The organism is Streptomyces sp. NPDC039462 (assembly GCF_055639375.1).
The window spans coordinates 179,254-203,444 of the sequence record NZ_JBVKAO010000004.1 but is presented as its reverse complement, the minus strand read 5'-3'; the positions used below and the strand labels follow the sequence as shown (position 1 = coordinate 203,444).

Annotated in this window: 19 protein-coding genes; 11 read left to right on the top strand and 8 right to left on the bottom strand. The window is 70.2% G+C overall.

Annotated elements, in window-relative coordinates; genetic code table 11:
• Positions 1–137: 137 nt before the first annotated feature.
• Together ACZ7LU_RS23275 and ACZ7LU_RS23270 are read right to left on the bottom strand one after the other, a co-directional pair.
• Positions 138–1,334, bottom strand: coding sequence for a cystathionine gamma-lyase (locus ACZ7LU_RS23275; RefSeq protein WP_471917890.1), 1,197 nt, complete (start codon positions 1,332–1,334; stop codon positions 138–140).
• A gap of 139 nt (positions 1,335–1,473) precedes the next feature.
• Positions 1,474–1,854 carry a phage holin family protein gene (locus ACZ7LU_RS23270; protein WP_362992178.1) on the bottom strand — a complete coding sequence of 127 codons (381 nt, stop codon included), beginning with the start codon at positions 1,852–1,854 and terminating at the stop codon, positions 1,474–1,476.
• A gap of 65 nt (positions 1,855–1,919) precedes the next feature.
• Here ACZ7LU_RS23270 and ACZ7LU_RS23265 point away from each other — a divergent pair, with 65 nt between their 5' ends.
• The 4 genes from ACZ7LU_RS23265 (at position 1,920) to ACZ7LU_RS23250 (ending at position 4,245) form a co-directional block, all read left to right on the top strand.
• Positions 1,920–2,237, top strand: coding sequence for a cupin domain-containing protein (locus tag ACZ7LU_RS23265; protein WP_362338708.1), 318 nt, complete (start codon positions 1,920–1,922; stop codon positions 2,235–2,237).
• 190 nt (positions 2,238–2,427) lie between these two features.
• On the top strand, positions 2,428–2,649 hold the full coding sequence (locus tag ACZ7LU_RS23260) for a DUF5326 family protein (RefSeq protein ID WP_361719010.1): 222 nt from the start codon (positions 2,428–2,430) through the stop codon (positions 2,647–2,649).
• A 329-nt stretch (positions 2,650–2,978) separates the two neighbouring features.
• Positions 2,979–3,704 (top strand): IclR family transcriptional regulator, encoded by a 726-nt coding sequence (locus ACZ7LU_RS23255; RefSeq protein WP_471918132.1) that lies wholly within the window; start codon positions 2,979–2,981, stop codon positions 3,702–3,704.
• Positions 3,705–3,807: 103 nt separating this feature from the next.
• Positions 3,808–4,245 (top strand): SsgA family sporulation/cell division regulator, encoded by a 438-nt coding sequence (locus tag ACZ7LU_RS23250; protein WP_471917889.1) that lies wholly within the window; start codon positions 3,808–3,810, stop codon positions 4,243–4,245.
• A gap of 129 nt (positions 4,246–4,374) precedes the next feature.
• Here ACZ7LU_RS23250 and ACZ7LU_RS23245 read toward each other — a convergent pair whose 3' ends face one another.
• Positions 4,375–5,907, bottom strand: a complete 1,533-nt coding sequence (locus tag ACZ7LU_RS23245; RefSeq protein WP_471917888.1) for a YibE/F family protein — start codon at positions 5,905–5,907, stop codon at positions 4,375–4,377.
• Between the two features lie 219 nt (positions 5,908–6,126).
• Here ACZ7LU_RS23245 and thiC point away from each other — a divergent pair, with 219 nt between their 5' ends.
• Positions 6,127–7,950, top strand: a complete 1,824-nt coding sequence (gene thiC, locus ACZ7LU_RS23240) for a phosphomethylpyrimidine synthase ThiC (RefSeq protein ID WP_471917887.1) — start codon at positions 6,127–6,129, stop codon at positions 7,948–7,950.
• A gap of 275 nt (positions 7,951–8,225) precedes the next feature.
• Here the strand turns inward: thiC and ACZ7LU_RS23235 are convergent, their stop codons facing one another.
• The 3 genes from ACZ7LU_RS23235 to ACZ7LU_RS23225 form a co-directional block, all read right to left on the bottom strand.
• Positions 8,226–9,119: a hypothetical protein gene (locus ACZ7LU_RS23235; RefSeq protein WP_468091655.1), complete on the bottom strand. Its 894-nt coding sequence runs from the start codon at positions 9,117–9,119 to the stop codon at positions 8,226–8,228.
• A gap of 180 nt (positions 9,120–9,299) precedes the next feature.
• Positions 9,300–10,355 carry a metallophosphoesterase gene (locus tag ACZ7LU_RS23230; protein WP_471917886.1) on the bottom strand — a complete coding sequence of 352 codons (1,056 nt, stop codon included), beginning with the start codon at positions 10,353–10,355 and terminating at the stop codon, positions 9,300–9,302.
• Between the two features lie 242 nt (positions 10,356–10,597).
• Complete coding sequence (locus tag ACZ7LU_RS23225) at positions 10,598–11,719, bottom strand: LacI family DNA-binding transcriptional regulator (protein WP_362992161.1); 1,122 nt, start codon at positions 11,717–11,719, stop codon at positions 10,598–10,600.
• A gap of 444 nt (positions 11,720–12,163) precedes the next feature.
• Here ACZ7LU_RS23225 and hisC point away from each other — a divergent pair, with 444 nt between their 5' ends.
• Positions 12,164–13,246 (top strand): histidinol-phosphate transaminase, encoded by a 1,083-nt coding sequence (hisC, locus tag ACZ7LU_RS23220; RefSeq protein WP_471917885.1) that lies wholly within the window; start codon positions 12,164–12,166, stop codon positions 13,244–13,246.
• 55 nt (positions 13,247–13,301) lie between these two features.
• On the opposite strand, the gene ACZ7LU_RS23215 is transcribed toward hisC, so the two are convergent.
• Entirely contained in the window at positions 13,302–13,676 is a 375-nt protein-coding gene (locus tag ACZ7LU_RS23215) for a cyclophilin-like fold protein (RefSeq protein ID WP_468715102.1), read from the bottom strand.
• 244 nt (positions 13,677–13,920) lie between these two features.
• On the opposite strand from ACZ7LU_RS23215, the gene ACZ7LU_RS23210 reads away from it, so the two are divergent.
• From ACZ7LU_RS23210 to ACZ7LU_RS23190, 5 genes are all read left to right on the top strand, one after another.
• Positions 13,921–15,474 (top strand): cytochrome ubiquinol oxidase subunit I, encoded by a 1,554-nt coding sequence (locus ACZ7LU_RS23210; protein WP_471917884.1) that lies wholly within the window; start codon positions 13,921–13,923, stop codon positions 15,472–15,474.
• 19 nt (positions 15,475–15,493) lie between these two features.
• A complete protein-coding gene (gene cydB / locus ACZ7LU_RS23205) occupies positions 15,494–16,498 on the top strand; it encodes a cytochrome d ubiquinol oxidase subunit II (protein WP_398301753.1) in 1,005 nt (334 codons plus the stop codon).
• A gap of 79 nt (positions 16,499–16,577) precedes the next feature.
• Entirely contained in the window at positions 16,578–20,108 is a 3,531-nt protein-coding gene (gene cydD / locus ACZ7LU_RS23200) for a thiol reductant ABC exporter subunit CydD (protein WP_471917883.1), read from the top strand.
• 149 nt (positions 20,109–20,257) lie between these two features.
• Entirely contained in the window at positions 20,258–21,994 is a 1,737-nt protein-coding gene (locus tag ACZ7LU_RS23195) for a sensor histidine kinase (RefSeq protein ID WP_471917882.1), read from the top strand.
• Positions 21,995–22,133: 139 nt separating this feature from the next.
• Positions 22,134–23,207 (top strand): murein hydrolase activator EnvC family protein, encoded by a 1,074-nt coding sequence (locus ACZ7LU_RS23190; protein ID WP_471917881.1) that lies wholly within the window; start codon positions 22,134–22,136, stop codon positions 23,205–23,207.
• Here ACZ7LU_RS23190 and ACZ7LU_RS23185 read toward each other — a convergent pair.
• Complete coding sequence (locus tag ACZ7LU_RS23185; RefSeq protein WP_471917880.1) at positions 23,204–24,112, bottom strand: Cof-type HAD-IIB family hydrolase; 909 nt, start codon at positions 24,110–24,112, stop codon at positions 23,204–23,206. The two genes, ACZ7LU_RS23190 and ACZ7LU_RS23185, sit on opposite strands and share 4 nt — an antisense overlap.
• Between the last annotated feature and the right edge of the window lie 79 nt (positions 24,113–24,191).

Here is a 24,191-nt window from a genome sequence, read left to right as displayed (position 1 = left end):
CTTGTTGACGCGGTTCCACGCGCGCGGAACCGGAACGGTCCGAGCCACGAGGGGGGAGGCTCGGACCGTTCGTTGTACGTAGCCGGGGTGCGGCCTGCCGTACGCGAGGCGCGTCGCGGCGTCCGTGTCGGGCGCGGTCAGCCCGTCGAACCGGCCGACTCGTCCAGCGCGCGCAGCACATCCGCCACAAGGTCGTCGGTGTCCTCGGCGCCCGCGGAGAAGCGAATGAAACCCTCCGGAACGACGTCCCCGCCCCACCGTCCGCGGCGCTCCGCGGTGGACCGCACACCGCCGAAGCTCGTCGCGTCGTCGACAAGGCGCAGCGCTTCGAGGAAACGCTCGGCACGCGCGCGCGTGGGCAGCGTGAAGGAGACCACGCACCCGAAGCGCCGCATCTGCCGCGAGGCGATCTTGTACGACGGGTCGTCGGCCAGCCCGGGATAGCGCAGCCCCGACACTTCGGCACGGCCCCGCAGCGCTTCGGCGAGAGCCAGGGCGTTCGCGTTCTGCCGGTCGGCGCGCAGCTGCAGCGTGGCCAGCGAGCGGTGCGCGAGCCATGCCTCCATCGGCCCCGGGATCGCCCCGACGATCTTGCGCCAACGCCGTACGGAAGCGATCAACTCCGCGTCGCGGCAGGCCACGTACCCGAGGAGGATGTCGCCGTGGCCCGTGAGCATCTTGGTGCCGCTGGCCACCGCGAAGTCGGCGCCGAGTTCGAGGGGTCGCTGGCCGAGCGGTGTCGCCAGGGTGTTGTCGACCGCCACCAGCACGCCACGCGCGTGGGCCGCGTCGGCGAGCCGCCGAACGTCGCACACGTCGAGCCCGGGGTTGGACGGCGTCTCGATCCACAGCAGCTTCGCCCCGTCCAGGACGTCGAGCTGGGCGTCTTCGCCGGTCGGAGCGGTGCGCACCTCGATGCCGTACGCCGTGAGCTGTTCGCGGACGAGGGGGAGGACCTGGTAGCCGTCATCCGGCAGGACGACCGCGTCGCCGGCACGCAGCTGCGAGAACAACACCGCCGAGATCGCGGCCATGCCGGAGGCGAAGACCAGCGTTTCGACGTCCGAGTCGGAGTCCGGCGCCTCGAGCCCGCCGATCGCGCGCTCCAGATGCGTCCAGGTGGGGTTCTCGTCGCGGCCGTAGGCGTAGCCGCCCGTGGGGTCGCCCGGCAGGTGGAAGTGCGCGGCGAACACCGGGCCGGGCAGCGTCGGCTCGTGCTTCACCGGCTCGGGCAATCCGACCCGGACCGCGCGGGTGCCGTCGCCCAGAGGGCGGTCCGCCGTTCCGTCCGCAGGTCCTGCTGCAGGCCTGTCTATAGGTCCTGATTCCGTCATGCCGCCCGCCTTTCCACTGCTGCGCGTACAGCGCCGAGCAGGCCTTCGCCCGCCGCCTCCACCATTCTCGGCCACGCCCGGAAACCCTCGGCCGGCCCTGGGCCGAAGGCCCGGAGGGGCATAGGCCGCGGTCCCCCGGTCAGTCCTTGTCGTCGGGGAGCACGACGTTCAAGGCCCAGGACACGATCGAGATGATCAGGCCACCCAGGACCGCGGTCCAGAAGCCCTCGACGTGGAAGCTGACGTCGAACTTGTCGGCCAGCCACGAGGTGAGCAGCAGCATCAGGGCGTTGACCACGAGGGTGATCAGGCCGAGCGTCAGGATGAACAGCGGGAAGGTGAGGACCTTCACCACCGGCTTGACCAGGAAGTTCACCAGCCCGAAGAGCAGGGCGACGACGATGAGCGTGCCCACCTTCTTGCCCGTGCTGTCGCCGGTCAGGGTGATCTTGTCGAGCACCCACACGGCGACGGCCAAGGCCGCGGCGTTGGCGATCGTCTTGACTACGAAATTCTTCATGTGTCTGATCGTGGCAGACAGGGGCCGGAAAACGTCGGCTCACAAGCGAGGGGTGTACGAGGGTCATGAAGGCATTCCGACTGGACGAGCTGGAGGCGGAGCGTGCCGCCAACGACGGCGCCTACCTGCAGTTCCTGCGTGAGCGGAACATGTCGGTCGGGCTGTACGCGCTCAATGCCGGGGAGGCCGACCCGCAGCAGCCGCACGGGCAGGACGAGGTCTACATGGTCGTCAGCGGCCGGGCCTCGATCACCGTCGGCATGGAAACCACGCAGGTGGCGCGGGGCAGCGTCGTCTATGTGCCGGCCGGTGTCGCCCACAAGTTCCACCACATCAGCGAGGACCTGCGCGTGCTCGTCGTCTTCTCTCCTCCGGAGGCCTGACTTCCTCAGGGCTGCGACCTCGGGGTTCCCTCAGGGTCGGATCAGGGGAGGACAAGGGCTCCGAGGCCCCCGTGGAGCGCTTCGGCGCCCTAGCATCGAATGCGAGAAGCCAGGAACCTGCAGAGTTTTCAGGAACCGCACCGATGCGAAGAGCGTGGAAGTGCGGACACAGCGGAGAGAGGTAAGGACGATGGCAGCGAAGGAGATCTTTGCGGGAATGCCGTGGTGGGTGAAGTGGGTGGCCGTGCCGGTCATCGCACTCGTCGTGTTCGGCAGCGTGATAGCGACCGTTGTCGGATTCGTGGTCGGACTGCTCTTCAAGGCGCTGCTATTCGTAGCACTGGTCGGTGGACTCATCTACGTCGTACGGAAGTTCATATCCGGCTCCTCGTCATCGCGCACCGACTGGTGACATTTCGCAACGGTTCCCCCGGCCGGAGGAAGTTTCCCGGTGGGACGGCATAGGGCGATGGCCGCGGATTAGAGTCCGGAATCCGACGCGGGGGTCGATCTCCGCGGAACGGGCGCACGCTTAGGGAGCGAACCTTGGCCGCGGTCGACCCCACCACTCCGCTGGTTGACGACTCCACCGACCCCGCAGAACAGTCAGCCTGCACCGACCCCGCAGAACCATCAGCCTGCACCGACCCCGAAGCATCGCCGGCCTCCATGGACGAAAGAGAAACAGCAGACGCGACAGAGGCGGCCCCCGGAGCCGCCGGGCCGACCCTCATCGGCTCCGTGCAGCGGGCGATGCGGTTGCTCGAAGCCGCTGCCTCGCATCAGAACGGCGCCCCCGCAAAGCAGTTGGCGCGCGAGGCCGGCCTCGCACTTCCCACCGCGTATCACCTGCTGCGCACCCTGACCCACGAGGGCTATCTGCGCCGGGAGAAGGGGTTGTTCGTCCTGGGCGAGGCCGCCGAGCGGCTGAGCGGCAGCGGAGCCCAGCAGAACCGGCGCGGAAGGATCGACGATTCCCTGGCGCACTGGCGCGACACCATCGGCGTCCCCGTGTACTTCGCCGTCTACCGGGAGGGAGAGATCGAAGTCGTGGCCGTCGCGGACACACCGGGCAATCCCGCTGTGGAGGAGTGGGCGGACTTCCGGGAGACAGGGCATGCCCACGCGATCGGGCAGTGCCTCCTCGGTCAGCTCGACGACGAGGCGCGCCAGGACCACCTCGACCGCTACCCGGTCCGGTCGATCACGCCTTACTCGGTGCGGGACGACCGCACGTTCATGCGGCGGCTCGAATCGAGGGAGCGGATGCGGCCCGTCGTGGAGCGTCAGGAGTACGCCCTCGGGACGGTCTGCGCGGCGATTCCGATCACGGCGGGTGACACCGCGGCGACCATGGCCATTTCTGTCCCGTCCAACCAGGCCGACCGGTTGCTGCCCGCAGCCCAGAAATTGCAACGGGAGATCGGAAAGCTACTAGGGACACTCGCCTTCTCTATCAGCATCTGAAAACTCACTCCTTGTGATCTGATGCGCACGTTGAGCAAGATGCCAGTGGTGTCAGGGAGTTGGTCTCTGGCCAGTTGATGGAGAAGCGACGGGGTAGCGCGCGATGGGCGAGACGGTGCAGGCAGAGGTCATGATGAGCTTCCTCGTTTCCGAGGAGCTGTCGTTCCGTATCCCGGTGGAGCTGCGCTACGAGATCGACGATCCCTATGCCGTGCGGCTGACGTTCCACCTGCCGGGGGACGTACCGGTGACCTGGACCTTCGGGCGGGAGCTGTTGATCGACGGGGTGGGGAGGCCGTGCGGGGACGGAGACGTCCGTGTCGAGCCCACCGACGCGGACATGCTCGACGAAGCCCTGATCAGGCTTCAGGTCGGCGCGGACCGGGCGCTGTTCCGGGTGCGGATTCCACCGCTGCTCGCCTTCCTCGACCGCACGGACAGGCTGGTGCCGCTCGGGCAGGAGCGGGCGCTCGCCGACTTCGAGACGCATCTCGACGAGGCGCTCGACCGGATCCTCGCGGAGGAGCAGAACGCGGGCTGACTCGGCGTCGGGAAAGGACGGAGGCAGGCCGCAGGCATTTTGGTGCATTTCAGGGGAGCCCGCCGTATCGACGGCAGCCGGCGCCGTCGGGACCGTCGGGGCTTCGGCCCCGTCGGCACCGCGGTCAGGTCACCGCTTGCGGCGGCGCCCCTTCCCGCCGCGGGACGGCCGAGCCCCACTCCCACGGCCCTCGGCACTGGCACCAGCACCGATACCAGCACCAGCACCGCCGCCGGAACCCATACCGGCACCGGCACCAGCAGCACCCGGCCCGCCCCCGGACGTGCGGTCCGCCGAGACGACCAGGGCGGCCAGCGCGGTCGTCACCGGCACCGAGGCGACCAGGCCGATCGAGCCGATCAGGGTGCGCACGATCTCCTCGGCGACCAACTCGCTGTTGGCCACCGTGCCCACGCTGGACTGCGCGATCGAGAAGAGCAGCAGCAGGGGCAGCGCGGCGCCCGCGTAGGCGAGGACGAGGGTGTTGACGACCGAGGCGATGTGGTCGCGGCCGATGCGGATGCCCGCGCGGTACAGACCGCGCCAGCCCATCGTCGGGTTGGCCTGATGCAGCTCCCAGACCGCGGAGGTCTGGGTGACCGTGACGTCGTCGAGTACACCGAGCGAGCCGATGATGACGCCCGCGAGCAGGAGGCCGCTCATGTCGATGGACGGGTACAGGCCGTGAATGAGGCCGGTGTTGTCGTCCGTGTTGCCGGTGAGGGCGGCCCAGCCGATGAAGAGTGAGCCGAGCAGCCCGATCAGCAGGAGGGAGATGAGCGTGCCGAGTACCGCGACCGATGTGCGGGCCGTCAGGCCGTGGCAGAGATAGAGCGCGATCAGCATGATGGCGCTCGCCCCGATCACCGCCACCACCAGGGGATTCGAGCCCTGCAGGATCGCCGGCAGGATGAAGAACGTGAGCACCATGAAGCTGATGGCGAGCGCGACCAGGGCCATCACGCCGCGCAGCCGTCCCACCACGACGACGGCGAGCGCGAAGATGCCGGCGAGCAGCGCCATCGGGATCTTGCGGTTCACGTCGGTGACCGAGTACTGCAGCCCTTCGGGTGCCTTGGGCTCGTAGGCGACCACCACCTCCTGGCCTTGGCGCAGTTGCCGGGGCGAGTCCGGCTGGATGATCTCGGTGAAGGTGCGGCCCTTGTCCTTGCCGCTGCTCACCTCGATCGTCGCCTTCTTGCAGGTGCCCGTGGCCCGGGACTGCGCCGACTGGCCCTCCGGGGTAGAGGTGTCGCCGGTCGGTGGGGGCTGCGAGGGGCTGAGCTCCTTGCAGGGCAGCTCCTGCACCTTCGTCACCTTCGCCGACTGCGTCTGCCGGTCGAAACCGACGCCGGTCCGCTCGTGCGAGGGCGTGCCGCCGGGCCAGAGCACCATGAGCCCCACGACGACCGCGGTGGCGAAGGGGATCAGGACCGCGGCGATGACCTTGCGCAGATGCTTGGAGACGGGTGCGGCCGGGCCGTGGCTGTGGGAATGCCCGTGTCCGGACCCGTGCCCGGGCCCATTGCCGTGCCCGTGCCCGGACCCATTTCCATGCCCGGACCCATTTCCATGCCCGGACCCATGCCCAGGCCCCTCCGGAGGCATCCCGGATGCGGGCGGCTGCGGGGGCGGCGGAGGAGGCGGCTCTGTGGTGGTCACTGACCGATCATCGCAAGAACGGAGGGGGCCCTCTGTTCAGCGCGGCCGACATGACGCTAGCGTGGAGCCACCTTTGCAATCGCGGGAGCTCGGAGCACCGGGCTGAGAGGGCGCTGACCTCCGTACGAAACGGCACGAAGAGTGCACGAAACGTACGGGATTCGCTGCGTCGACCGCCGAACCTGTTACCGGGTAATGCCGGCGTAGGGAGTAGGTCTCATGACCACATCGGACACACGCACGCCTGCCTCCAGCAGCGACGAGAACGCCGGGAACGCTGAGAACGCTGAGAACGTCGCGGCTGACGGGGCCGGGAAGTCCATCGGCTGGCACAAGGCGTATGTCGAGGGTTCGCGCCCCGACCTGCGGGTGCCGGTCCGCCAGGTGCACCTCACCAACGGCAAGGCCGTGACCCTGTACGACACTTCGGGCCCGTACACCGACCCGTCGGCCGAGACCGACGTCCGCCGCGGCCTGCCGCCGCTGCGGGAGAACTGGATCATCGCCCGCGGCGACACCGAGGAGTACGTGGGCCGGCCGCCCCGTCCCGAGGACGACGGCATCAAGCACACCTCGCCCCGCGGCGGGCTCAAGAACCTCGACGCGGTCTTCCCCGGCCGCCCCCGCCAGCCGCGCCGCGGCCGCCAGGGCCAGGCGGTGACGCAGCTGGCGTACGCCCGCCGCGGGGAGATCACGCCCGAGATGGAGTTCATCGGGATCCGCGAGAACATGGACCCCGAGATCGTCCGGGAGGAGGTCGCCGCGGGGCGCGCGGTGATCCCCGCCAACGTCAACCACCCGGAGATCGAGCCGATGATCATCGGCAAGAAGTTCCTGGTGAAGGTGAACGCCAACATCGGCAACTCCGCGGTCACTTCCTCCATCGAGGAGGAGGTGGACAAGATGACCTGGGCCACCCAGTGGGGCGCCGACACGGTCATGGACCTGTCCACCGGCCGCAACATCCACACGACCCGCGAGTGGGTCCTGCGCAACTCCCCCGTGCCGATCGGCACCGTGCCGCTCTACCAGGCCCTGGAGAAGGTCGACGGCAAGGCCGAGGAGCTGTCCTGGGAGATCTACAAGGACACGGTCATCGAACAGGCCGAGCAGGGTGTGGACTACATGACGGTGCACGCGGGCGTACGACTGCCGTACGTCCCGCTCACCGCGCGCCGCAAGACCGGCATCGTCTCGCGCGGCGGCTCGATCATGGCCGCCTGGTGCCTCGCGCACCACAAGGAGAGCTTCCTCTACGAGCACTTCGAGGAGCTCTGCGAGATCCTCGCGGCGTACGACGTGACGTACTCGCTCGGCGACGGCCTGCGGCCCGGTTCGATCGCGGACGCCAACGACGAGGCGCAGTTCGCCGAGCTGCGGACCCTCGGGGAACTCAACACGATCGCCAAGCGTCATAACGTACAGACGATGATCGAGGGCCCCGGTCACGTCCCGATGCACAAGATCAAGGAGAACATCGACCTCCAGCAGGAGATCTGCGAGGAGGCGCCGTTCTACACGCTCGGCCCGCTGACCACCGACATCGCACCCGCCTACGACCACATCACCTCCGGCATCGGCGCCGCGATGATCGGCTGGTGGGGCACGGCCATGCTCTGCTACGTCACGCCCAAGGAGCACCTGGGCCTGCCCAACCGCGACGACGTGAAGACCGGCGTCATCACGTACAAGATCGCGGCGCACGCGGCGGACCTGGCCAAGGGGCACCCGGGCGCCCAGGACTGGGACGACGCGCTCTCGGACGCGCGCTTCGAGTTCCGCTGGGAGGACCAGTTCAATCTCGCCCTCGACCCGGTCACGGCACGGGAGTTCCACGACGAGACGCTGCCGGCCGAGCCCGCGAAGACGGCACACTTCTGCTCGATGTGCGGGCCGAAGTTCTGCTCGATGAAGATCTCCCAGGACATCCGTCGCCAGCACGGCGGTGATCTGGACTCGGACGACATCGCGGCGGGCATGGAGCAGAAGTCCAAGGAATTCGCGGCAGCGGGCAACCGGGTCTATCTGCCGATCGCCGACTGAGAGCCGGTTTCGCCCGAGCCCTCTCACACCGTCGCGCTCCGAGCCCTCTCACACCGTCGCGCTCCGGGCGCCTCGGCGCCGTCGCGCGGGAGCAAGGCAGCGGACCGGCATCCAGCCGGTCAACTGCCCTGCTCCCGCGCGGGCGGGGTGGTCGCGGACGTGCCGGTCCCACCCACCTGTCAGTACGCCTCCGGCGTGCGCCGCCGCTCGCCGACAGCGGCGCGCCGAGGGCGGTGTCGAGCCTCATGGCCCGGCCCGGCCCAGCCCCGGCCCCGTTACTCCGGCTTGTGGTCGGGCCCGCCAAAGTCGGGGCTGGAGAAGTCGGGGCTCGAGAAGCTCGGACGCGGCCCCGCGGTCGGGCCGCCGTCCGGGCTGCTGAACCCCGGCCGGTGATAGCCGAGTTGAGGCATGCGGCCGCTCGCCCCGGAGACCCCTGAGTTCGTCGACGGCGTGCGGGCCGCGGAGGCCCCGCCCGGTTCCGTCAGGGCCTCCCGCAGGAACGGCACGACGCCCCGCTCGAGGAGCGCCCGGCTCCAGTCCTCCCTGGCGCGGGTCAACTCCTCGTTCCGCTCGCCGTGCAGTCCGGCCTGGAGCGAGGTGGAGCCGTTGCGCAGGGCGGTCAGCAGGAGACCGACCGCGGCGACCAGGATGCCCCCCGCGGTGAGCGCGCCGAACAGCCATCCCGCGGTGAGCAGGGTGTCCGCGAAGGCGGGCTCGGGGGTGAGCATCTTCAGGATGTAGCCGACGAGCAGGAATATCGCGGCGGCCGCCCCCGCGAGGACGGGTGCGAGGACCGCGACGACGGCGATCGCCCCGGCTCCCGCTGCCGCTGGTTCGGCGACCTCGCCCATCGTGGTGGCGAGGCTGACGCCGCCGGAGCCCGACTCCGCGGCGCTCTGTCCATTCCCTTCGCGGATCGACGTGGACGACGGTCGAGGTTCGCGCAACTCCTCGCGAACCTTCACGTAGTGCGCGTACTCGGCCGCGGCCGCGGCCGTGATCAGTGCTGTCGCGTTCAGGGCCATGGTGCGCAGTTGTTCGGTGTTGAGCCGCTGGCCCACTGCGGCGAGTTCGGGACGGTCAGGTGCGGTGCGCAGCGCCTCGTCGAGGATCCGCTCGTACTCGGGGCGGTCCTCATTGAGCAGGTGTGGAGCGCTGTTCATGTGCATCCCCCGATGCTCCGTAGGGCTGAGGCTCGCATGGCTACGAGCCGTTGGGCAGAAACGGAGGGGAGCCTGCTACGGATAAGCCGATGGTAGAGCCGTGACGGCACGCGGTGACAGGGGGTTTCCGGAAATTGCCCCCCTGGCCAGCGTGATCCTGTAGAGGGGCGCCTGCCCGGAGAACGCTCAGATACCCAGGGGGAGTTGCTGGACCAGTAGCTTTCCGGCCATGGTCACTCCGCCGTCCATGGCGATGGCGAGGCCGTCGGCGTAGACGTGCGGGCCCTCGATGACCGGACCGCCGCCGTCCGACTCGTCCTCGGAGCCGACGTCACCCAGGAGGTAGGGGATGGGGCTGTGGCCATGGACGATGCGTGTGCCGCCGTACATGTCGAGGAGTTCCCGTACGGCCGAGGGGCCCGACTCGTCGCGGAAGGCGAAGCGCTTGGTGAATTTGCGGAAGAGGTCCCAGCATTCGTCCGCGTCGTTGCGCGTGAGGGTCTCCCGGATCGTGTCGTTCACCGCCTCGATCGAGTCGCCGTAATCCAGATAGGCGGTTGTGTCGGAGTGCACGAGCAGGTGGCCGTCGGCCTCCTCCATCGCGTCGAGACGGGCCATCCACTGGAGGTGGTGGTCCTCCAGGCGCTCCATGTCGGTCTTCTGCCCGCCGTTCAGCAGCCAGGCGGCCTGGAAGGTGGCGGTGCCCGCGCCGGAGTTCACGGGGGTGTCGCCGAAGCGCTTGGCGCCGAGCAGGAGCAGCTCGTGGTTGCCCATGAGCGCCTTGCAGTAGCCGCCGGCGGCGGCGGCCTCGGCGGACAGCCGCATCACGAGGTCGATGACGCCGATGCCGTCGGGCCCCCGGTCGGTGAAGTCACCGAGGAACCACAGCCGCGCGTTCCCCGCGGACCAGTTGCCCTCGGCGTCGACGAGGCCCTGCTCCTGGAGGGCCGCGACGAGCTCGTCCAGATAGCCGTGCACATCGCCGACGACGTACAGCGGGCCGTGCTCGTCGCTCGGCCGCGGCTGCGGGGGCTCCGGCATGACCTGTACCTGGACGGTGTCGCCGCGGTTGATGACCGGCAGGTCGCGCTGGGTGGGGGTGTACCCCTCGTCCGGCGTCTCGCCCGGCGATCCTGGACCTCCCGCGGCGGGGCCAGTCGTCTCATGGATGTACGCGGGTACGCGGAAGTCGCGCAGCGTCGCCGTCCGCACATCGGGTCCCTGACCGGCCCCCTGAGTCATCGACCCCTCCACCACCATTGCGCCGCATCTGCACCGAGATCGGACTGCTTGGTCGCTGCGGCCCGCGGTGTCGTCCGCCCATCATAGGAATGCGGCTCCCGCTGTGTGGTGCACCAGGGGTGGTGAATCGGTGCCGGACCGTCGTTCATTGCGGATTTCTCCCGAATTGGGCAGAGGTTTCCCCGCTGGTGGCGGGGAGGAAGCCGACCTCTGCCCAGGCCCGCGTACGAGAACGGGAGCGATCAGCCGGAGCCGGACGAGCGTGGCGGACTGACCGTCGTGCGTGGCGGACGTCGCTCGGACGAGGTGCGCACGATCAGTTCGGTCGGTATCACCTGCTCGACGGGCCGGCCCGTGTCGAGGCCCTCGATGGCGTCGATGAGGAGCTGCACGACGGCCGTGCCGATGCGGCGCGGTTTGAGGGAGAGCGTGGTGATGGGCGGTTCCGTGGTGGCGTACACCGTGGACTCGCTGCAGCAGACGAGGAGCAGGTCGTCGGGGACGCGCAGGCCGTACCGCCGGGCGGCGGCGAGGAGGTCGGTGCCGTTGGGGTCGAAGAGGCCGTACACGGCGTCGGGCCGGTCGGGCCGGGCGAGCAGCCGGTCGGCGGCGACGGCGCCCGCACACGGGTCGTGGGCGGGATAGGACTCGTAGACGGGGTCCTGCCCGACGCGTTCGCACCAGCGCAGGTAGGCGGTCGTGGACAGATGGGTGTACGTGTCCGTGGTGGTGCCGGTGAGGAGGCCGATCCGGCGGGCGCCGGCGGCCGCGAGGTGGTCGAGGATCTCCAGGACCGCGGCCTCGTGGTCGTTGTCGACCCAGGCGGTGACCGGGAGCGATCCTGCCGGGCGCCCGTCGGAGACGACCGGCAGGCCCTGCCGGACCAGCTCGCTGACCACCGGGTCGTGGTCGGAGGGGTCGACGACGACGGTGCCGTCGAGCGCGACGTTCGACCACACGTCGACGGGGCTGCGGCGCGAGGTGGCGGGCAGGATCACCAGGGCGTAGCCCCGGGCGAGTGCGGCCGATGTGGCGGCTCTGGCCATCTCGGCGAAGTAGGCGAATTCGGTGAAGGTGAAAGGTTCATCCCCGTATGTCGTCACGGTCAGGCCAATGAGGCCCGACTTGCCGGTACGGAGGGTGCGGGCCGCCGCGGAGGGGCGATAGCCCAACCGCTCTGCGACCTCGCGGACGTGGCGTCGGGTGGCGTCGGGGAGCCGACCCTTGCCGTTGAGGGCGTCGGAGACAGTCGTGATGGAGACACCGGCGGCGGCGGCGACGTCTCTGATCCCCGCTCGACTCTGCCGGTTGCCCCGGCGCGCGGTCTCCGCTCGGCTCACCTGGTGCTTCCCTGCTGCTGTCATGGCGAGCCGATAGTAGGGCTCATGGGGGTGGGTAGCAGGGGCGCATATGCACGCGTTGACAGGCACGTTTCTGCATGGCGTTGTACTCCCAATGACCTTGGAACCAAAGGTAGTTGGAGAGATCCACAGGTAGCTGCACCTGATCGTCGCGTGCGGGCCTGCCGAATGAGTCAGGTCTCGAAGAGGTCTCAACTCACCTTCACGGGGGATGCGCGCCACGGAGCGAGCCACCGGCGCGAGGCGAAGCAGGGGGCGCTCCCCCTGCTTCGCGCGCCTGCGCGGTGCGGTGCGGGACCCTCCGTATACCGATGCCGGAAGGCCATTCGCAGCGGCGCCGAATCCTCATAAGGTAAGCAGTATTCGAACTGGTGTGACCGACCAAGAGCGTGACCGAACCAAGAGCGTGACCGACCAAGAGCTTGACTGGCCAAGAGGAGGACTGCGGTGAGCGAGACGAACCCGAGGCTGCGCGCCGAGCTGGAGGGGATCCCCACCTACAAGCCGGGCAAGCCCGCGGCGGCGGCCGACGGTCCCGCGGCCTACAAGCTGTCCTCGAACGAGAACCCCTACCCGCCCCTCCCCGGCGTCATGGAGAGCGCGCTCGCCGCCGCCGGGTCCTTCAACCGCTACCCCGACATGACGTGCACGGCCCTGATGAGCGAGCTGGCCGACCGCTTCGGGGTGCCCGCCTCGCACATCGCCACCGGCACCGGTTCCGTCGGCGTCGCCCAGCAGCTGCTGCAGTCCACGTCGGGCCCGGGCGACGAGGTCATCTACGCGTGGCGGTCCTTCGAGGCGTACCCGATCATCACGCAGGTCAGTGGCGCCACGTCGGTGCGGGTGCCGTTGACGGACGGCGAGGTGCACGACCTTGACGCGATGGCCGACGCCATCACCGACCGCACTCGCCTCATCTTTGTCTGCAACCCCAACAACCCCACGGGCACCGTCGTCCGCAGGGCCGAGCTGGAGCGGTTCCTCGACCGGGTGCCGGGCGATGTCCTGGTCGTGCTCGACGAGGCGTACCGCGAGTTCATCCGTGACCCCGAGGTGCCGGACGGCATCGAGATCTACCGCGACCGTCCGAACGTCTGTGTGCTCCGTACGTTCTCCAAGGCGTATGGCCTCGCGGGCCTGCGCGTCGGTTTCGCGGTCGCCCACGAGCCGGTTGCCGCCGCGCTGCGCAAGACGGCGGTGCCGTTCGGTGTGAGCCAGCTCGCTCAGGACGCGGCGGTGGCGTCGCTGCGTGCCGAGGACGAGCTGATGGGCCGGGTCGGCTCGCTGGTCGCCGAGCGCACGCGTGTGGTCGAGGCGCTGCGGGGCCAGGGCTGGACGGTGCCCGAGACGCAGGCGAACTTCGTGTGGCTGCGGCTCGGCGACCGTACGACGGACTTCGCGGAGGCGTGCGAGAAGGCCGGCGTGGTCGTGCGGCCGTTCGCGGGTGAGGGGATGCGGGCCACGATCGGCGAGACCGAGGCCAACGACATCTTCTTGCAGGCGGCGGAGGCTTTCCGCAAGGAGCTCTAGCCCCCGCAGACGCGCGGGGGTGCCCATGGGCGTCCGTGGGTGGGCGCGGCTGCCGTCAGTCGGTCGCGAGTTCGACGCGGATGGGGTCTCCGGAGCGGACGGTGGCCAGCAGGCGCGGGTCGCCGTCGAGCCGGCCGAGGAGGTTGCACGGGCTCGCGAGGCGGCACTCGTCGCCTTGTGAGATCGGCGTCGGCCCGTAGGGGAGCGCGAGGGCGTCGCCGTCGGTCCAGAAGGCGACCGTGCCGGGTTCGACGACCTGCTGGGCGTCGGCCTCGCGCGGCACGCTGACGCCTGTGTCGAAGTAGACCTCTTCGCCCCAGGTGCGGGCGGTGGCGGAGAGCGGCAGGACCTTGCCGAGAGCCTGGCTGGTCGGGGTCTCGGCGAGGGTCGCGGTGAGGTGGCCCGTGGGCCATGAGATCCGTATCTGCATGGCGCGGATTCAACAATATGTTGAAGTTCTTGGGAAGGCCTCGGGCGCTGCGCCCGAGGCCTTTTCTCGTGCCTGCGGCGTTTCCCTCGGTAAGTGGGACCCCCCTTTGGGGTTCCGGCCACCAGTACGACATAATTGCTTGTGAATGTGAACGCGTTCACAAGCGTGCCCCGTTCGTCCCGGGATGGGTGGGACAAAAGGGGTGACCGGATCGCTGTGGGCACGGTGAGTGAGGAGAGACGCAGTGGACCTGGCTCTGGCGCCGGAAACCCTGGCGCGATGGCAGTTCGGCATCACGACCGTCTACCACTTCCTGTTCGTCCCCCTGACGATCTCCCTCGCCGCCCTCACGGCGATCCTTGAGACGGCATGGGTGCGGACGGGCAAGGAGCACTACCTCAGGGCGACCAAGTTCTGGGGAAAGCTGTTCCTGATCAACATTGCGATGGGTGTCGTCACCGGCATCGTGCAGGAGTTCCAGTTCGGCATGAACTGGTCTGACTACTCCCGCTTCGTCGGTGACGTCTTCGGGGCGCCGCTCGCCTTCGAGGCGCTGATCGCCTTCTTCTTCGAGTCGACCTTCATCGGCCTGTGGATCTTCGGCTGGGACAAGCTGCCGAAGAAGCTGCACTGCGCCACGATCTGGATCGTCTCCATCGGCACCGTCCTGTCGGCGTACTTCATCATCGCCGCCAACGCCTTTATGCAGCACCCGGTCGGCTACAAGATCGTGGAGCGGGACGGCACCAAGCGCGCGGAGCTCACCGACTTCTCGAAGGTGCTCTTCCAGGAGACGACGCTCGTCAACTTCTTCCACGTCATCTCGGCGGCCATCCTGGTCGGCGGCGCCTTCATGACCGGCATCGCCATCTTCCACCTGCGCAAGAAGCAGCACATCCGCACCATGCGGATGTCGATGCGGCTCGGCCTGGTCACCGCGTTCGTCGGCACGCTGCTCACCGTCGTCAGCGCCGACACACTCGGCAAGGTCATGTACGAGCAGCAGCCGATGAAGATGTCGGCGGCCGAGGCGCTGTGGGAGACCGAGAAGCCGGCACCGTTCTCGCTCTTCGCGTACGGCGATGTCGCCGAGGGCCACAACAAGGTCGCCATCGAGGTCCCCGGCGTGCTGTCCTTCCTCGCGAAGAACAACTTCAGCGCCGAGATCCCCGGCATCAATGACCTCAACAAGGAAGCGCAGGCGAAGTACGGGCCCGGCGACTACCGGCCCAACATCCCCACCGCCTACTGGTCGTACCGCTGGATGATCGGCTTCGGCGGGGTCTCGATGGCGCTCTGCACCGCGGGCCTCTGGCTGACGCGGAAGAAGTTCTGGCTCGCCCCGGAGCACCGCACCGGCGCGGACGAGATCCCCAAGCTGATGCTCACCAAGAACAAGGAGCTCGCGCCGAAGCTCGGCACGTGGTGGTGGCGGCTCTCGCAGTGGACGCTGATCTTCCCCCTCATCGGCACCGCCTGGGGCTGGATCTTCACCGAGACCGGGCGACAGCCCTGGGTGGTCTACGGAGTCCTCCGCACGAAGGACGCGGTCTCGCCCGGGGTCTCCCAGGGCGAGGTGCTCACCTCACTGATCGGATTCACGCTCATCTACGCGATCCTCGCCGTGATCGAGGTGAAGCTGCTGCTCAAGTACGTCAGGTCGGGCCCGCCCGAGCTGACCGAGGCGGACCTCAACCCGCCCACCAAGATCAGCGGACCCGGATCGGGCAAGGGCACCGATTCCGACTCCGACTCCGACTCCGACGATTCCGACCGGCCCATGGCCTTCTCGTACTGAAGGAAGGAGTACAGCGGACATGGAACTTCACGACGTCTGGTTCGTACTGATCGCGGTCCTGTGGATCGGCTACTTCTTCCTGGAGGGCTTCGACTTCGGGATAGGCATCCTGACCAAGCTGCTTGCCCGGGACCGGGTCGAGAAGCGGGTCCTCATCAACACCATCGGCCCCGTCTGGGACGGCAACGAAGTGTGGCTGCTCACGGCGGGCGGTGCGACCTTCGCCGCCTTCCCCGAGTGGTACGCGACGCTCTTCTCCGGCTTCTACCTGCCGCTCCTGATCATCCTGATCTGCCTGATCGTCCGCGGTGTCGCCTTCGAGTACCGCGCCAAGCGGCCCGAGGAGCGCTGGCAGACCAACTGGGAGCACGCGATCTTCTGGACCTCGCTGATCCCGGCGCTGCTGTGGGGCGTCGCCTTCGGCAACATCGTGCGCGGCGTGAAGATCGACGCCCACAAGGAGTACGTGGGCGGCTTCGTGGATCTGCTCAATCCGTACGCGCTTCTCGGCGGTCTGGTCACCCTGACGCTGTTCACCTTCCACGGCGCGGTGTTCGCCTCGCTCAAGACGGTGGGTGACATCCGGGTGCGGGCGCGGAAGACGGCGCTGGGTCTGGGGCTCGTCACGGCCGTGCTCGCGCTCGGGTTCCTGCTCTGGACGCAGGCCGACAAGGGTGACGGCAAGAGCCTGGTCGCGATGGTCGTGGCCGTGGTCGCCCTGGTCGGCGCCATCGTGGCCATCAAGATCGGGCGTGAGGGATGGTCGTTCGCGCTGTCCGGGATCACGATCGCGGCGGCCGTCGCGATGCTCTTCCTGACGCTCTTCCCGAACGTCATGCCGTCGTCGCTGAACGAGGAGTGGAGCCTCACGGTCACCAACGCCTCGTCGAGTCCGTACACCCTGAAGATCATGACGTGGTGCGCGGGCATCGCGACGCCTGTCGTGCTGCTCTACCAGTCCTGGACGTACTGGGTGTTCCGCAAGCGGATCGGGACGCAGCACATCGCGGATGCCGCGCACTGAGTCCGTTCTTCAGCTGCCGTTCTCGAGTGCTCGTGCTCCAGTGCCCGTTCTCCAGAGTCCGTCGGAGGGTGTGTTTCACGTGAAACCGATAGACCCGCGCCTGCTTCGGTACGCCCGCGCCACGCGCTTCTTCCTCGTCGCGGTCGTGGTGCTGGGGCTGGCCGGGGCGGGCCTGGTCGTCGGCCAGGCGATGCTCATCGCCGAGATCGTGGTGGGTGCCTTCCAGGAAGGCCTCTCCGTAGGCGATCTGGGCACTCCCCTGGTGTTGCTCGCCGTGGTCGCGGCGGGGCGTGGGCTGGTCTCCTGGCTGACCGAGCTCGCCGCGCACCGGGCGAGCGCGGCGGTCAAGTCCGAGCTGCGGGGGCGGCTGCTGGAGCAAGCGGGCGCGCTCGGGCCCGGGTGGCTCGGAGGCCAGCGCACCGGGTCGCTGATCTCTCTCGCCACCCGCGGCGTGGACGCGCTCGACGACTACTTCTCGCGCTATCTGCCGCAGCTGGGGCTCGCGGTGGTGGTGCCGGTGGCGGTGCTGGCCCGCATCGTCACCGAGGACTGGGTGTCGGCGGCGATCATCGTCGTGACGCTCCCCCTGATACCGATCTTCATGATCCTGATCGGCTGGGCCACACAGAACCGCATGGACCGCCAATGGCGCCTCCTCTCGCGCCTCTCGGGCCACTTCCTCGACGTGGTGGCGGGCCTCCCGACGCTGAAGGTGTTCGGCCGTGCCAAGGCGCAGGCCGAGTCGATACGCAAGATCACCGGCGAGTACCGGCAGGCCACGATGCGGACGCTGCGCATCGCCTTCCTGTCGTCGTTCGCTCTGGAGCTGCTCGCGACGATCTCGGTCGCGCTGGTCGCGGTGACCATCGGCATGCGGCTCGTCCACGGCGAGATGGAGTTGTACGACGGTCTCGTCGTCCTCGTCCTCGCACCCGAGGCCTACCTTCCGCTGCGTCAGGTCGGCGCGCAGTACCACGCGGCGGCGGAGGGGCTCTCGGCCGCCGAGGAGATCTTCGAGGTCCTGGAGACCCCGGTGCCGGCCGCCGGGACGGGGGCGGCGCCTTCGGGCGTCCTGAGCGTGGAAGGTGTGACGGTCCGGTACCCGGGGCGCGCGTCGGACGCCGTCTCCGGGGCGTCCTTCGAGGTGGCGCCCGGGGAGACCGTTGCGCTCGTCGGGCCGAGCGGGGCCGGCAAGTCGACGCTGCTCAACGTGGTGCTCGGGTTCGTCCCGCCCACCGAGGGGCGGGTGCGGGTAGGGGGCGTCGACCTGGCGGACGTCTCGCCGGAACGCTGGCGCGAGCGGATCGCGTGGGTGCCGCAGCGGCCGCACCTCTTCGCCGGGACCATCGCGGAGAACGTACGGCTCGCGCGGCCGGATGCGGACGACGCGCAGCTGCGGGAGGCCCTGCGCGAGGCGGGTGCCCTGGAGTTCGTGGACGCGCTGCCCGCCGGGGTGCGGACCGTGCTGGGGGAGGACGGCGCCGGGCTCTCCGCCGGGCAGCGGCAACGCCTCGCGCTTGCGCGGGCGTTCCTCGCCGACCGGCCCGTGGTCCTGCTCGACGAGCCGACGGCGGCGCTGGACGGCGGCACCGAGGCGGAGGTCGTCGAGGCGGTTCGCCGGCTCGCCGTCGGCCGGACCGTGCTGCTGGTGGTGCATCGGCCGGCGTTGCTGTCCGTCGCCGACCGCGTCGTACGGCTGGACGCCGCCGAGGCTTCCCGGTCCCGGGGCGCGTATCCGGCCGTTGCTCACAGGGAGGGGGGCACGGCTGCCCCTGCCGTAAGTGACAGCGGTGTGGCCGGTGGTGCGGTGGTGCCGAGGTCCCGGGAAGAGAGTGTCCGCCCGGGGCTCCGGCGTGCGGGCGGAGTGCTGGGCCGGGTCCGGGACGCGGCGCAGGCCCGGCGAGGGCAGTTGGCGTTGGCGCTGCTCCTGGGCAGCCTCGCGCTCGCGAGCGCCGTGGGGTTGATGGCGACCTCCGGGTGGCTGATATCGCGGGCCTCGGAGCAGCCCCCGGTGATGTACCTGATGATCGCCGTGACGGCGACCCGCGCCTTCGGCATCGGCCGCGCCGTCTTCCGGTACGCCGAGCGGCTCGTCTCGCACGACGCCGTGCTGCGGATGCTCGCCGGCACCCGGGTCGCCGTCTACCGGCGCCTGGAACGGCTCTCCCCGGCCGGTCTGCGCGGGGCCCGGCGCGGCGACCTCCTCTCCCGTCTCGTCGCCGACGTCGACGCCTTGCAGGACTACTGGCTGCGCTGGCTGCTCCCCGCGTCCGCCGCGGCCGTCGTCGGCGCCGGAGCCGTCGGCTTCACCGCGTGGCTGCTGCCCGAGGCGGGCGCCGTGCTCGCCGTGGGGCTGCTCGCGGCGGGGGTCGGCGTGCCGCTCGTGAGCGGCGCCGTGGCCCGGCGCGCGGAGCGGAAGCTGGCTCCCGCGCGCGGGGTGCTCGCCACCCGCGTGGCCGATCTCCTCACGGGGACCGCCGAGTTGACCGTCGCCGGCGCGCTGAAGCGTCGTACGGCCAAGGCCGCGGAGGCCGACGCCGAGCTGACCCGGATCGCCTCCCGGGGCGCCACCGCCACCGCGCTCGGCGACGGCCTCGGGGCCCTCGTCACCGGGCTCACCGTGGCGGCCGCGGCGCTCGTCGGCGTGCAGGCGGTCCACGACGGGCGGCTGAGCGGCGTGGCCCTCGCCGCGGTCGTCCTCACCCCGCTCGCCGCCTTCGAGGCCGTGATGGGACTGCCGCTCGCCGTGCAGTACCGCCAGCGGGTCAGGAAGAGCGCCGAGCGGGTCTACGAGGTCCTCGACGCACCCGTGCCGGTCCCCGAGCCCGCCGTGCCCGCAGAGGCCCCCCGTACGCCTTTCCCGCTGCGCGTCGAAGGGCTGGGCGCCCGCTACGAAGGGCAGTCCGCCGACGCGCCCGCGCTCGCCGGCGTCGACCTGACGCTGGACCGGGGGCGGCGGATCGCCGTGGTCGGCCCGTCCGGGTCCGGCAAGACGACGCTCGCGCAGGTACTGCTGCGGTTCCTCGGGGCGTCCGAAGGGACGTACACGCTCGGCGGCACAGACGCGACCGCGCTGGACGGCGACACGGTGCGCGGCATGGTCGGGCTGTGCGCCCAGGACGCCCACATCTTCGACAGCTCGGTGCGCGAGAACCTGCTGCTCGCCAAGAAGGACGCCACCGACGCGGAGTTGCGTGACGCCCTGGAGCGCGCGCGGCTCGACGGCTGGGTCGCCTCCCTGCCCGACGGGCTCGACACGCTCGTCGGCGAGCACGGGGCCCGCCTCTCCGGAGGACAGCGACAGCGCCTGGCGCTGGCCCGCGCACTGCTCGCCAACTTCCCCGTCCTCGTCCTGGACGAGCCCGCCGAACACCTGGACCTTCCGACCGCCGACGCCCTGACCGCCGACCTGCTGACCGCGACCGAGGGGCGGACGACGCTGCTCATCACGCACCGGCTTGCCGGGCTCGACGCCGTGGACGAGGTGCTCGTGCTGGACGGCGGGAGGGTGGCGCAGCGCGGCACGTACGCGGAGCTCGCGGCGGAGGAGGGGCTGCTGCGGCGGATGCTGGAGGTGGAGCGGGCGGCGGATCTGTTGGTGGCGGGGTGAGAGCGGCGGGCCCGCTGGTGGCGGCGGGGTTGAGGGCGCGAGCCCGCTGGTGGCGGCGCATTCCGTGGTGCCCCGGGCGCAGACGACCTCGGCGGTGGCCGGGTGGCCTCGACTTTCCCCTGTAAATCGGACTTACTAGGCTCAAAGGCATGTCAGCACCCTCGGCCTCCGCCGACTCCCCGCCCCCCGACGGCACACCGGACTCGGTGCGGGCGGCGGCGCGGGCGAGCCGCACCCTCCAAGGGCTCTCGCCCGAGCTGACGTCCCGGGTGCCGCAACTGCTCGAGGCCATGCGGTCGGTCGGCACCGGACTCGAACTGCACACCACTCTGGACCGCATCTGCGAGACCGCCGCCGAGCTCGCGGACGCCCGCTACGCCGCGATCGGTGTCGTCGCCGAGGACGGCAAGGGACTCTCCGACTTCGTCTACCACGGCATCGACGAGGAGACCGCCGAGAGGATCGGGCACCTGCCCGACGGCCACAAAGGGCTCCTGGGCGCGCTCATCCACCAGCCGAGGACGCTGCGCCTGCCCGACCTCTCCGTGGACCCGCGCTCCTGCGGCTTCCCGCGCCACCACCCGCCGATGCGGACCTTCCTCGGCGTCCCCATCCGCGTCCAGGGCGAGATCTTCGGCAACCTCTATCTGACGGAGAAGCGGGACGGGGCCGAGTTCAACGACTACGACGTGCACATGGTCCGCGTCCTCGCGACGGAGGCCGGCATCGCCATCGGGAACGCACGCCTCTACGAAGCCGCCAAGCAGCGCGAACGCTGGATCGACGGCTCCGTGGCGGTCACCACCGCCCTGCTGGCTGGCAGCGACGCGGAGGAGGCGCTCACGGTCGTCGCGGAGCAGGCCAGGCACCTCGCGGACTCCGCCGCGGGCATCGTGCTGCTGCCCGACGAGGAGGGCGGCATGGAGATCGTCGCGGTCTCCTCGGACGAACCGACCGGGGCGCTCGGCATGATCGTCCCTCCGGAGAGCCGCATCGTCGCCGAACTCCTCGAAGGACAGTCCGTGTTCATCGACGACGCGGCGAGCGACCCGCGCGTCATGACCGAGCTCGCCCGCGCCTACGGCCCCGTCATGATGCTGCCGCTGCAGAGCGACGGCCGGGTCCTCGGCACGCTCGTGACGCCCCGCGCGCGCGGGGCACGCCCTTTCAGCGAGGCCGAGCGGACCCTCGCCACCCAGTTCGCCTCGCAGGCCGCGCTCGCGCTGATGATGGCCGAGGCCCAGCGGGACCGGGAGCGGCTCGCGGTGTACGAGGACCGCGACCGGATCGCCAGGGACCTGCACGATCTCGTCATCCAGCGCCTGTTCGCCACCGGGATGATGCTGGAGAGCGCCCAGCGCAGGTCGGTCGTCCCGGAGGTGCAGGTCGGTGTCGGCAGGGCGGTCGACGAACTGGACGTGACGATCCAGGAGATCCGCACGGCGATCTTCGCGCTCCAGCAGGGCCCCGCCGAAGCCCCGTCGGGGCTGCGCACCCGCGTCCTGCGCGAGATCAACATGGCCGCCGTCCCCCTCGGCTTCAAGCCCTCGCACCACTTCGTGGGGCCGGTCGACACGGTGGTCGGCGAACTGACCGGAAAGAACCTCATCGCCGCGCTGCGGGAGGCCCTGTCCAACGCGTTCCGGCACGCGCACGCGGCCCGCATCGACGTCGTGGTCGACTCGACGGTGGTCCTCCCGGACGGGCAGCAGGGCGTACGCCTGACTGTCGCCGACGACGGCGTGGGCATCGCGGAGGGCGGTCGGCGCAGCGGCCTGAAGAACCTCAAGCGGCGCGCGGAGTCGCTCGGCGGCGACAGTTGGTACGGGCCCGGGATCGGTGAGGACGGGGGCGGTACGACGGTGGTGTGGGAGGCACCGTACTGACCGCGCGGGAGGGGTCTGTTCGACGGTGGTGGGAGGGGTCTGTTCGGCGGTATACGGCTGGTCCTTACGGGGCATCGCGCACCCCGAGTGCCCGAGTCGCGCAGGATCCGTGCCGTCGCGGCGGGCAACGATCCGTGACATGTGTTCGAGCCGTCGCCATCGCCGTCGCGTGCGCCGTCGCCGCCTGCCACATCCGCTTCTGCGGGCGCTGGTGCCGGTGCTGCTGTGCGCGCTGCTCGGACCCGTGCCGCCCGCCGTGGGCTCCGAGGGGCCGAGCGCGAGCGCCGACGTGGCACGGCTCTACGAAGAGGCCTCCGCCGCGACCGCCCGCTACGAAGAGGGCCGCCGGGCAGCCGGCATCCAGAAGAAGAAGGTCCGGAAACTGGACCGACTCCTCGCCAAGGAGCGGCGCCACGTGGCGGTGCTCCATGACGACCTCGGCAGGATGGCCAGCGCCCAGTACCGCACCGGCGGAGGTCTCCCCTACACGGCGCAGCTGCTCCTCGCCGACAGCCCCGACGCCGTGATGCGCGGCAGACGCGCCTTGTGGCACGCCGACCTGGCCGTCAACAGTGCCGTCACCAAGACCCGCCGTGCGGTGGCCGGTCTCGCCGCCGCCAAGGACAGGGCGGACCGTGCCAGGCGCTCGCTGGTTCGTCGCACCGCACGCCTGGCGAAGCTGAAGCGCGGCATCGAGCGGAAGCTGGAGACGGCGCGGTGGAGTCTCCAGGGCGAGGCCGACCGGTCGGTCGCGGCGGGGAAGTGCCGCGGTGCCGTACGCCTGCACCAGCGGAGAAAGCCCGTCACGCGCGCGTGGGTCACACCCGTGGAGACGTACGAACTCTCCGCGGGCTTCGACAGCGTCGGTGGCCGCTGGTCCGGCCGGCACACCGGGCAGGACTTCGCGGTCGATATCGGGGCGCCCGTGCGGTCGGTGGGGGCGGGCCGGGTGGAGAGCGTGTCGTGCGGTGGGGGCTTCGGCATCGAGGTCGTGGTGCGGCACAAGGGCGGGTACTTCACGCAGTACGCGCACCTCGCGGCCGTCACCGTCGACCAGGGGGACCGCGTGCGCACCGGTCAGTGGGTCGGTCAGGCCGGCACGACCGGCAACTCGACGGGGCCGCACCTGCACTTCGAGACGCGGCTCACGCCGCACCTGGGCTCTGGGGTGGACCCGCGGAAGTGGCTGGCCAGGAGGGGCGTCAAGCTCTAGCGCTCCGCCAGGATCTGCTCGATCACGACCGCGACGCCGTCGTCGTTGTTGGCGACCGTGCGTCCGGAGGCCGCGGCGATGACGTCCGGGTGGGCGTTGCCCATCGCGTACGACGTACCCGCCCAGGCGAGCATCTCGATGTCGTTGGGCATGTCTCCGAAGGCGACGACTTCCGCTGGGGTGATGCCGCGCTCGGCACAGCACAGCTCCAGGGTGCTGGCCTTGGAGACGCCGGGGCCACTGATCTCCAGGAGAGCGCTGGGGCTGGAACGGGTGACGGTGGCCCGGTCGCCGATGGCCGCGCGGGCGAGCACCAGGAACTCGTCGGGGGCGAGCCCCGGGTGGAAGGCGAGGACCTTCAGGACGGGCTGCACGGCGACAGCGGAGTCCGCCAGGGTCTCCGCCAGCAGCTTCTCGGCCGGCGCGACGCTTTCACCCGGCTCCATGTGCAGCGGTGGATACGTCTCCTCGTGGTGGAGGCCCCCGGTCCGCTCGATCGCGAAGGACGTGCCCGGGGCCGCGGCGCGCAGCCTGCGGACGACGTCGAGGGCGCACTCCCGTGCCAGCTCGCGGATCTTGACGAAGCTGTGGGTGCCTGGGCCGCCGTGCAGGTCGACCACCGCGGCGCCGTTGCCGCAGATGGCGAGGCCGTGACCGTGGACGTGGGCGCTGACGACGTCCATCCAGCGGGCCGGGCGGCCGGTCACGAAGAAGACCTCGATGCCCGCCTCCTCGGCGGCCGCGAGCGCGGCGACCGTACGGTCCGAGACCGTCTTGTCGTCGCGCAGCAGGGTGCCGTCCAGGTCCGTCGCGATCAGCCGGGGCCGTGGTCGCGGCGCGGCCGGGCCGCTGGCTGCCGGTGCGGTGGAGGCCGGGGTACGGGGGCCCGGGGTAGCTGAGGTCACGCCGTCGATTGTCCCGCATATGCGTGCACGGCCGTGCGGTGGGGCGCACATTTGAGTGCGGCCCACTCACGTCCGAGCG